Here is a 10,004-nt window from a genome sequence, read left to right as displayed (position 1 = left end):
GGAGCCGGCGCCGGCGGCGGCATCGCGCCGTCGCAACCGCCGCCGCGGCGGCGAAGCGAAGGACGAGGCATCCGGTTCCGAGCCGCCCCAGTCCCGCCAGCGGGCCGTCGAGCTCATCACCGAGCCGCAGCGGATCAAGGGCTCCACTCGGCTCGAGGCGAAGAAGCAGCGCCGTCGCGACGGTCGCGAGGCCGGCCGCCGCCGTGCGGTCGTGACCGAGGCGGAGTTCCTCGCCCGCCGCGAGGCCGTCGACCGCGTCATGATCGTGCGTTCCCGCAACGGCCGCATCCAGATCGCCGTGCTCGAAGACAACGTGCTCGTCGAGCATTACGTCGCGCGCAGCCAGGATGCCTCGCTCATCGGCAACGTGTACCTCGGCCGCGTGCAGAACGTGCTCCCCAGCATGGAGGCGGCGTTCGTCGACATCGGCCGAGGCCGCAACGCCGTCCTGTATTCGGGTGAGGTGGACTGGGACGCCGTCGAGACGGGCAACCAGCCGCGCCGCATCGAGCTCGCGCTGAAGAGTGGCGACCGCGTGCTCGTGCAGGTCACCAAGGACCCTGTCGGGCACAAGGGCGCGCGGCTGACCAGCCAGATCTCGCTGCCGGGCCGCTACCTCGTGTACGTGCCGGGCGGTGCCATGAACGGCATCTCTCGCAAGCTGCCCGACACCGAGCGGGCGCGTCTGAAGAAGATCCTCAAGGAGGTGCTCCCCGAGTCGTCGGGCGTGATCGTGCGCACCGCCGCCGAAGGCGCCACCGAGGACCAGCTGACGCGCGACGTGCAGCGTCTGACGAATCAGTGGGAGCACATCAGCAAGCAGATCGAGTCGATCCAGGCCCCGGCGCTGCTGCACTCCGAGCCGGACCTGCTGGTCAAGATCGTGCGCGACGTCTTCAACGAGGACTTCTCGAAGATGCTGATCCAGGGCGACGACGCACACCACACGATCACGAAGTACCTCGAGTCGGTGGCTCCCGACCTGCTCGAACGGGTCGAGCGGTTCGAGGGCGACCAGGACCCGTTCGACGAGTTCCGCGTGACCGAGCAGATCGAGAAGGCGCTCGACCGCAAGGTGTGGCTGCCCTCCGGCGGCTCGCTCGTGATCGACCGCACCGAGGCGATGACGGTCGTCGACGTCAACACGGGCAAGTTCGTCGGCTCGGGCGGAAACCTCGAAGAGACCGTCACGAAGAACAACCTCGAGGCCGCCGAGGAGATCGTCCGCCAGCTGCGGCTGCGCGACATCGGCGGCATCATCGTGGTCGACTTCATCGACATGGTGCTCGAGTCCAACCGGGACCTGGTTCTGCGCCGCCTGGTGGAGTGCCTGAGCCGCGACCGGACCAAGCATCAGGTCGCCGAGGTGACATCTCTCGGCCTCGTGCAGATGACCCGCAAGAAGCTGGGCCTCGGACTTCTCGAGACCTTCAGCGAGCCGTGCGAGGTCTGCGCGGGGCGCGGGCTCATCGTGCACCACGACCCGGTCGTCAAGCACCGCACGGCGGCGCCCGCAGGGTCGTCCGGCCGTCGCTCGCGCGGCGGAGCGTCGCAGCCGCCGAGCGGCTCGAACGGCACGCACGTCATCACCGAGGGCGTGAAGTCGGCACTCGCCCAGATCGCGGCGTCCACGATCCACCACGGCGACGAGGCGCAAGCACCCGTGGCGACCGTCGCGGTGGAGGAGGCCCCGGCGGTCGAGCGTCCGAAGAAGCAGCGCAAGAAGCGCCAGGATGCGGCCGCGAAGGCGCCCAAGACCGAGAAGGACATGCTGCTCGACTCGGTGCTCCAGGCGCTTCCCGAGCCCAAGGCGCCCGGACAGGGCCGCGCGCGGCGTCGCGTGACGACGGCGGCGCTCACCGGCACGCCCGTCCCGCACACGCCGACGGAGGACTGAGGCGGCGAGCGCCGCGGGTGTTCAGCGCCTGCGACGCTCGCGCCCGGTCACGCGGAGCCCGGAGGCGATGAGCCGGCGCACGAGCTCGCGACCGCTCACGTGCTGTGCGCCCGCTGCGACCAGTCGTTCATGCGCGTCCTCGGGGACGTCGTAGTGGTCGAGGTCGAAACCGCGGCGGGAGATGCCGTTCGCCGCCGCGAAGGCGTGGAGCTCGTCGAGATCCGAGTCGCTCACCAGATGCGCCCACAGGCGGCCGTGGGCGGGCCACAGCGCGTCGTCGATGAGGATCGCCACGTGCCGATCCTACGCACCGGCGGAGCGGGCGCGGATGCGTGAGCGGAGCCCGAACCCTCAGCTTTTGCGGTGGTCTCCCGCATCCGGTAAAGTAGCCCTTTGGTGCGTCGAGAAATCCGCGCCGCGTCTTTCGTGACATCCCGAGCGCGTGCGCTCCCAGAAGAAACAGGTGTGAAGTGGTTTACGCAGTTGTGCGCGCCGGTGGCCGGCAGGAGAAGGTCGAGGTCGGCACGATCGTCGTTCTCGACCGCCAGGCGGCGAAGGTCGGCGACAAGATCGAGCTCCCGGCGGTGCTCCACGTGGACGGCGACACCGTCACCACCGACGCCGACAAGCTCTCGAAGGTGACCGTGACGGCCGAGGTCCTCGGTGAGGAGCGCGGCCCGAAGATCGTGATCCAGAAGTTCAAGAACAAGACCGGCTACAAGAAGCGCCAGGGGCACCGTCAGGACCTCACGCGCGTCAAGGTCACCGGCATCAAGTAAGTCCGCCCGAGCAGGCAGAGAAGAGACGCAGAGATGGCACACAAGAAGGGCGCAAGCTCCACCCGCAACGGTCGTGACTCCAACGCGCAGCGCCTCGGCGTGAAGCGCTTCGGCGGTCAGGCCGTCAACGCCGGCGAGATCCTCGTCCGCCAGCGCGGCACCCACTTCCACCCCGGCGCCAACGTCGGCCGAGGTGGCGACGACACGCTGTTCGCCCTGGCCGCCGGTGCGGTCGAGTTCGGCCAGAAGGGCGGCCGCAAGGTCGTCAACGTCGTGGCGGCCGCGGAGTAGCCTTCGACAGGCTCAGACACCGCGAGAGTGGTGCAGACTTCCAGGACGGGGCGGGCTTCGGCTCGCCCTTTCCCTTTATCCCTTCCCGGGCTCCGGGAAGACACCACATCTGAGGGGGACGCATGGTCACGTTCGTCGATCGCGTGACGCTGCACCTGCGCGCGGGCAAGGGCGGCAACGGCTGCGTCTCGGTGCGCCGTGAGAAGTTCAAGCCCCTCGCAGGCCCCGACGGAGGCAATGGCGGCCACGGCGGCGACGTCGTCCTGGTCGCCGATCCGCAGGTCACCACTCTGCTTTCGTACCACCATTCGCCGCATCGCGCGGCGGGCAACGGCGGTTTCGGCATGGGTGACAACCGCTCCGGGGCTGCGGGTGAGTCGCTCGACCTTCCGGTTCCGGTCGGCACGGTCGTGAAGGACGTCTCGGGCGAGACGCTCGTCGACATGATCGAGCCCGGCATGCGATTCGTCGTCGCGCCGGGTGGTCAGGGGGGTCTCGGCAACGCGGCTCTCGCGAGTCAGAAGCGCAAGGCCCCGGGCTTCGCGCTGCTGGGCACTCCGGGGTGGGAGGGCGATGTCGTCCTCGAGCTCAAGACGGTCGCCGACGTCGCCCTGGTGGGCTTCCCGTCGGCGGGCAAGTCGAGCCTCATCGCCGCCGTCTCGGCGGCGCGGCCGAAGATCGCCGACTACCCCTTCACGACGCTGCATCCGAACCTCGGAGTCGTCCAGGCGGGCGAGGTCCGTTACACGATCGCCGACGTGCCCGGTCTCATCGAGGGCGCGAGCGAGGGCAAGGGCCTGGGTCTGGAGTTCCTGCGTCACGTCGAGCGCTGCACCGCGCTGGTGCACGTGCTCGACTGCGCCACACTCGAGCCCGGCCGCGACCCGCTGAGCGACCTCGACGTCATCCTGGCCGAGCTCGCCGCGTACCCGGTCCCGGAGGGGCAGACACCCCTCCTCGAGCGCCCGCAGGTCATCGCTCTCAACAAGGTGGACGTGCCCGAGGCGAAGGACCTCGCCGTCCTGGTGCGGCCCGACCTCGAGGCGCGAGGGTATCGCGTGTTCGAGATCTCCACCGTGAGCCACGAGGGCCTCCGACAGCTGACCTTCGCGCTGGGCGAGATCGTCGCCGCCCACCGCGCCGTGCTCGCCGCGATGCCGGCCGCCGAGCGCATCGTGATCCGGCCGAAGGGCTCCGACAAGGAGTTCGCGGTGCGCGTCGAAGGCGGCACGTACGGCAACATCTACCGCATTCTGGGCGACAAGCCGGTGCGGTGGGTGCACCAGACCGACTTCCAGAACGACGAAGCCGTCGGCTACCTCGCCGATCGCCTGGAGCGCCTCGGCGTCGAGAACGAACTCTACCGGGCCGGTGCGACGCCGGGTGCGACCGTGGTCATAGGCGAGGGCGACGGCGTCGTGTTCGACTGGCAGCCCGCGCTCTCGTCGGCGGCCGAGCTCATGACGGCCCCGCGTGGCACCGATCCGCGACTGTACGACGGCGGGCGGCGCACCAGCAACGAGCGCCGCGAGCAGTACCACGAGCGGATGGATGCCAAGGCCGAGGCCCGAGCCCAACTCGAGGCCGAGCGGATCGCGGGGGCCCTGCAGGACGAGGAGAACGCGTGAGCGCAGCCGAACGCGCCGACATCCCGTATGCGCGACGCGTGGTGGTGAAGGTCGGGTCGTCGTCGATCAGCGGCGACAGCGCGCACAGGATCGGGCCGCTCGTCAACGCCCTCGCCGCGGCACACGCACACGGCACCGAGATCGTGCTCGTGTCGTCGGGTGCCATCGCTACGGGCATGCCGTTCCTCCTGCTCGACGAGCGCCCGAGCGACCTCGCAACGCAGCAGGCGGCGGCGGCGGTCGGCCAGAACGTGCTGATCTACCGCTATCAGGAGGCGCTTCGGCCGTTCCGGATCGTCGCGGGGCAGGTGCTGCTGACCGCGGGCGACCTCGAGAACGCCACTCACCGCTCCAACGCCCGGCGAGCCATGGAGCGGCTGCTGGGCCTGCGCATCCTGCCCATCGTCAACGAGAACGACACCGTCGCCACCCACGAGATCCGCTTCGGCGACAACGACCGGCTCGCGGCGCTCGTCGCGCAGCTGATCGGGGCCGACGCGCTGGTGCTGCTGAGCGACATCGAGTGCCTGTACACGCATCCGCCGGACGATCCGGGCGCGCTGCCCATCCCGCGCGTCGCGTACGGCGACGACCTCCACGGGTTCGAGTTCGGCTCGGTCGTCGTCAACAGCGTGGGCACAGGGGGAGCGGCGACCAAGGTCTCGGCGGCGCGTCTGGCAGCTGCCGCCGGCATCGGCGTGCTCGTCACGAGCGCCGACCGCGTGGGCGAGGCGCTGACCGGCGCCGAGATCGGCACGTGGTTCCAGCCGAACCCCGAGCCCACCGCAGGCCCCGCGACGGGCGCGGTGCGCACCGCCGCCGATAAACTGGGCTGATGACGATCACTGCCACGACGGCACGGGAACGGATGCTGCTCGCCAAGGAGGCGGCGCGCACCGTCGGCCTCCTCGGCGACGGGGCCAAGCGGGACGCGCTGCTGGCCATCGCAGAAGCCATCGAGGCCGCGGCGCCCGAGGTCGTCGCCGCGAACGCGGAGGACCTGCGGCGCGGACGCGAGACCGGCCTGTCGGAGGCCCTTCAGGACCGGCTCCGCCTGGACGAGCCGCGTGTCGCGGCACTGGCCACGGCGGTGCGAGAGATCGCCGCTCTTCCCGACCCGGTGGGGCGCGTTCTCGACGAGCGCACGCTCGCCAACGGCGTGTCGCTGACGAAGGTCGCGGTGCCCTTCGGCGTGGTCGGGTCGATCTACGAGGCGCGGCCGAACGTCACCGTCGACATCGCCGCGCTCGCACTGCGGTCCGGCAACGCGGTGGTGCTGCGCGGAGGGACCGCCGCCGAGCGAACGAACTCCGCCCTCGTTCGCGCGATGCGCGAGGCGCTCGCCTCGCGCGGCATCGACCCCGAGGCGATCCAGACGGTCGACGAGTTCGGCCGCGAGGGCGCCCGCGAGCTCATGCACGCGCGAGGGATCGTCGACGTGCTGGTGCCTCGTGGCAGCGCGCAGCTGATCGAGACGGTCGTCGCCGAGTCGTCGGTTCCCGTCATCGAGACCGGCGCGGGCGTCGTCCACATCGTGCTCGACGAATCGGCACCGCTCGAGTGGGCCCGCGACATCGTCGTGAACGCGAAGGTGCAGCGGCCGAGCGTGTGCAACGCCGTCGAAACCGTTCTCGTCCACCGCGGCGCTGCGGAGCGACTCGTCGGACCGGTGGTGACCGCGCTGCAGGAGAGGGGCGTCACTGTTCACGGCGACGGCGCGGTACAGGAGCTCGCGGCGGGGGTCACTCCGGCGACCGACGCCGACTGGGCGACCGAGTACTTGAGCCTCGACATCGCGATGCGCGTCGTCGACGACCTCGACGACGCGCTCGCGCACATCCGCCGCTATTCCACGCATCACACCGAGTCGATTGTGACCCGGGATGCCACGAGCGAGGAACGCTTCCTCGCCGAGGTGGACTCGGCTGTGGTGATGGCCAACGCCTCGACGCGCTTCACCGACGGCGGCGAGTTCGGCTTCGGCGCCGAGGTCGGCATCTCGACGCAGAAGCTGCACGCACGCGGCCCGATGGGGCTCGCCGAGCTCACGAGCTCGAAGTGGCTCGCGCGCGGTGCCGGACAAGTCCGCGCGTGAGGCATAAACTGGATCAGTCCCGCGCCTCTTGAGGCGGACCCGAACGGAGCCCGAATGACACTCGCCACGATCATCGCCCTCGCCGCCGAAGAGACGGAGCACCACGGCAATGTCGCGCTCGAGACTGTCGGCTACGGCATCGTGGCGATGGTGGTCTTTGCCGGCTTGGCACTCGTGACGCTGTCTCACCGCAATGTGGCCAACCGGCACTCGCGCAAGGCCGACGCCTACGCGAAGGCCCACGCGAACGACGTCCAGCGAGCGGGGCACGGCCACTAGGCCGACTGCATGTCGGTGACGGGAGCCCCGAGGATCGGGGTCATGGGTGGGACGTTCGATCCCATCCATCACGGTCACCTGGTCGCCGCCAGCGAGGTGGCGCAGTGGTTCGATCTCGACGAGGTCGTGTTCGTCCCCACGGGTCGGCCGTGGCAGAAGGTGGAGGTCTCGCCCAGCGAGCACCGGTATCTGATGACCGTCATCGCCACGGCATCCAACCCCCGCTTCACGGTGAGCCGCGTCGACATCGACCGCTCCGGACCCACGTACACCATCGACACGCTCCGCGATCTGAAGACGCTCCGCCCGGATGCCGAGCTGTTCTTCATCACAGGCGCCGACGCCTTAGCGCAAATTCTCAGTTGGAGAGACCATGATGAGTTATGGGACCTCGCCCATTTCGTCGCGGTGTCTCGTCCAGGGCACGTCCTGAACACCGAAGGACTGCCGAGCGACGACGTGAGCCAGCTCGAGATCCCCGCCCTCTCGATCTCGTCGACGGACTGCCGTGACCGGGTGAGGCGAGGACACCCCGTGTGGTACCTCGTTCCCGACGGGGTCGTCCAATACATTGCGAAGCATCATCTCTACCGGAGCAAGGAATGAGTACACCCGAGCAGCCGGCAACGCCACCCCTCACGCGCAAGCAGATGCGCGAGATCCGCAACACCGGTTCCACGCCGGTGATCACAGGCACGCCGTCGGCGGATGACGCGCCGACCCCCACGACGACGCCGCCGGCCCCGTCGGCTCCGGTCACCGGGGCGCCCTTTCCACGACCGGCCGAACCCCCCGTGGTCCCGCCACCGCCGGTCGCGGACTCCGCAGTCGACCTCGGAGTCTCTCCGCTCACCCGCCGCCAGGCGCGCCAGCAGGAGAAGATCCGCACCGCCTCGGTGCCGGTCATCACACCGGAAGTCGTCGCCGCGCACGCCGCGGCCACGGGCTCGGCACCGTCCTTCGCGCCGCCCGTCGCCCCCGTGCCGGCTCCCCAGCCGCAGCGTTCGCCGTTCTCCACCCCGGAGGAGCCGAGTGCACCCGAGAGCACCGAGAGCGGCATGCACGACCTCTTCGGCCTGCCCCGCACGCAGAGCGAGCAGACCGAGGAGCGCGAGGAGGTCGACTCGTCGATCTGGGCGCGGCCCGTCCAGCCGGCTCCTCAGCGTGAGGCGCCCGCTGCCGAGGTCCGGCCGGTCGAGGCTCCGGGCGCCGACACAGTCGACGAGGCGGAGGACGCCGCGATCCGCGACGTCTTCTCGGGCACGACGCCCGACGAAGACGAGCGCGACGCACCTAAGGCCGTCGTCAGCCCGCTCCTCGGGGCGGGTCTGCTCGGCAAGGAGGCCACGTCGTCCGCTCCCGTTGCGGCGCCCGAGCTGCCGGCATCGTTCGACCAGCTGCTTTCGCGGTCGACCGGTGCGATTTCGGTCCCGAACGCGCTCATCGTGTCGCAGGCGCCCGAGGTGTCGCAGCTCGTCGGGCCGGTCACAGCAACCGGCGAGGTGCTGGTCACGGGCACGTTCAACCTTCCCGAGGGCCTGGGTTCGACCGGTCACGCCAAGGGCACCGCCGACGGCAAAGAGATCGACGCGACGCTGGTCGACGGCGAGCTGCCGTCGCACTCGTCGCCGACGCCGATCGCCGCGAGCGCCGCGGTGAGCACGGTCAAGATGCCCGGTGAGGTCATCAAGCCCCCGACGCCCGAGAAGGGCAACCGACTCATGATGTCGCTCGCGATCACGGCGGGTGTCCTCGCGATCGCGCTCGTCGGCGTCCTGATCCTCGCGTTCGCGACGGGAGCCCTCTGATGCCCGCGACCCCGCAGTCCCACGACATGCTCCAGATCGCCGCGACCGCGGCGGACGCGAAGGGCGGCGAGGATCTCGTCGCCCTCGACGTGTCGGGCCCGCTGCCGCTCGTCGACATCTTCCTCTTGGTCACCGGACGCAGCGAGCGCAACGTCGCCGCCATCGCGGACGAGATCGAAGACAAGCTGCTCGAGGCGGGGCACAAACGACTGCGGCGTGAGGGGCGTCAGGAGTCGCGCTGGGTGCTGATCGATTTCGGCGACCTGGTCGTCCACGTGTTCCACGAACAGGAGCGCGTGTACTACGGTCTCGAGCGCCTCTGGAAGGACTGTCCGGTGGTGCCCATCAACCTCCCCGCGCACGCCTCTGAGGAGTGACCCTGGTTCGGAGCACCGTGCGAGATGTTGTAAGCTAGACGAGTTGCCCCGCGGTTCGCGGGAAGACGTCCGGGCCTGTGGCGCAGCTGGTAGCGCACCTGCATGGCATGCAGGGGGTCAGGGGTTCGAGTCCCCTCAGGTCCACCGAAATCTCCAGTGAAGCGCTTCGCGAAACGCGGGGCGCTTTCTCCTTTCCGGATCTCGCATTCCACCCCATTGCGTCGACGGATGCCGTGAGACAGGGTGAACGCATGACCGCCGTGACCCCGTTCCTCTGGTTCGACGACGCGGCCGAAGAAGCCGTCGCCTTCTACACCGAGCTCATCCCCGACTCCGAGATCGTCTCACTGCGGCGATACCCCGACGAGGTGCCGGGGATGGGCGGCAAGGTCATGCACGTCCACTTCCGGCTCGGCGAGCGCGACTTTCTCGGCATGGACGCCGGTCCGCAGTTCCCCTTCACCGAGGCGGTCTCGCTGTATGTCCGGTGCACGGACCAGGCGGAGGTCGACCGGTATTGGCACGCGCTGACCGCCGATGGTGGGCAGGAGCAGCCCTGCGGCTGGCTCAAGGACCGCTGGGGGCTGTCGTGGCAGATCATTCCCGACCGGCTCATGGAGCTGATCCGCCATCCCGACCCTGAGGTGGCGCACCGGTCCGTGCAGGCGATGCTCCGGATGCGCCGCATCGACATCGCGGCCCTCGAGGCGGCCGCGGCGGGCGGATGACGCGCCACCGTGCGCGCCGGGTCGCGGCGGCGGTCTGCCTCGTGGCGGCACTGCTTGCGGCATCCGCGTGCAGTCCGCCATCGCCGAGTCCTGCGCCGTCGCGTGCGGTTCCGACGGTGGGC

General features: G+C 69.9%; 12 protein-coding genes and 1 tRNA gene. 12 read left to right on the top strand and 1 reads right to left on the bottom strand.

Annotated features, from left to right (window positions below; translation table 11 throughout):
* A partial coding sequence (locus tag EIO58_RS07145) for an Rne/Rng family ribonuclease (protein WP_127818944.1) occupies positions 1-1,897 on the top strand: 1,897 nt, incomplete at its 5' end.
* A 21-nt stretch (positions 1,898-1,918) separates the two neighbouring features.
* On the opposite strand, the gene EIO58_RS07140 is transcribed toward EIO58_RS07145, so the two are convergent.
* The gene (locus EIO58_RS07140) at positions 1,919-2,191 is read right to left on the bottom strand and encodes a DUF4031 domain-containing protein (protein WP_127818943.1); all 273 of its coding nucleotides are present in this window, start codon (positions 2,189-2,191) and stop codon (positions 1,919-1,921) included.
* Positions 2,192-2,367: 176 nt separating this feature from the next.
* On the opposite strand from EIO58_RS07140, the gene rplU reads away from it, so the two are divergent.
* From rplU to EIO58_RS07085, 11 genes are all read left to right on the top strand, one after another.
* On the top strand, positions 2,368-2,676 hold the full coding sequence (rplU, locus tag EIO58_RS07135) for a 50S ribosomal protein L21 (protein WP_127818942.1): 309 nt from the start codon (positions 2,368-2,370) through the stop codon (positions 2,674-2,676).
* 33 nt (positions 2,677-2,709) lie between these two features.
* Positions 2,710-2,967 (top strand): 50S ribosomal protein L27, encoded by a 258-nt coding sequence (rpmA, locus tag EIO58_RS07130; protein ID WP_127818941.1) that lies wholly within the window; start codon positions 2,710-2,712, stop codon positions 2,965-2,967.
* Positions 2,968-3,089: 122 nt separating this feature from the next.
* On the top strand, positions 3,090-4,595 hold the full coding sequence (obgE, locus tag EIO58_RS07125) for a GTPase ObgE (protein WP_127818940.1): 1,506 nt from the start codon (positions 3,090-3,092) through the stop codon (positions 4,593-4,595).
* Positions 4,592-5,431, top strand: a complete 840-nt coding sequence (proB, locus tag EIO58_RS07120; RefSeq protein ID WP_127818939.1) for a glutamate 5-kinase — start codon at positions 4,592-4,594, stop codon at positions 5,429-5,431. Before obgE ends, proB begins: the two co-directional genes overlap by 4 nt.
* Positions 5,431-6,690, top strand: a complete 1,260-nt coding sequence (locus EIO58_RS07115) for a glutamate-5-semialdehyde dehydrogenase (RefSeq protein ID WP_127818938.1) — start codon at positions 5,431-5,433, stop codon at positions 6,688-6,690. Before proB ends, EIO58_RS07115 begins: the two co-directional genes overlap by 1 nt.
* A 54-nt stretch (positions 6,691-6,744) precedes the next feature.
* Entirely contained in the window at positions 6,745-6,969 is a 225-nt protein-coding gene (locus EIO58_RS07110) for a hypothetical protein (protein ID WP_127818937.1), read from the top strand.
* A 9-nt stretch (positions 6,970-6,978) separates the two neighbouring features.
* Complete coding sequence (gene nadD, locus EIO58_RS07105; RefSeq protein WP_127818936.1) at positions 6,979-7,575, top strand: nicotinate-nucleotide adenylyltransferase; 597 nt, start codon at positions 6,979-6,981, stop codon at positions 7,573-7,575.
* Positions 7,572-8,777, top strand: coding sequence for a hypothetical protein (locus EIO58_RS07100; RefSeq protein ID WP_240658620.1), 1,206 nt, complete (start codon positions 7,572-7,574; stop codon positions 8,775-8,777). The genes nadD and EIO58_RS07100 overlap by 4 nt, the downstream gene beginning before the upstream one ends.
* On the top strand, positions 8,777-9,154 hold the full coding sequence (rsfS, locus tag EIO58_RS07095) for a ribosome silencing factor (protein ID WP_127818935.1): 378 nt from the start codon (positions 8,777-8,779) through the stop codon (positions 9,152-9,154). Before EIO58_RS07100 ends, rsfS begins: the two co-directional genes overlap by 1 nt.
* Before the next feature lie 71 nt (positions 9,155-9,225).
* Positions 9,226-9,298, top strand: a tRNA-Ala gene (locus EIO58_RS07090).
* Positions 9,299-9,405: 107 nt separating this feature from the next.
* On the top strand, positions 9,406-9,882 hold the full coding sequence (locus EIO58_RS07085) for a VOC family protein (protein ID WP_164861570.1): 477 nt from the start codon (positions 9,406-9,408) through the stop codon (positions 9,880-9,882).
* Positions 9,883-10,004 lie beyond the last annotated feature (122 nt).

Origin of the sequence: Microbacterium sp. CPCC 204701, assembly GCF_004010105.1 — a bacterium.
Classification (GTDB): domain Bacteria; phylum Actinomycetota; class Actinomycetes; order Actinomycetales; family Microbacteriaceae; genus Microbacterium.
This window is presented reverse-complemented; position numbering and strand designations above follow the sequence as displayed.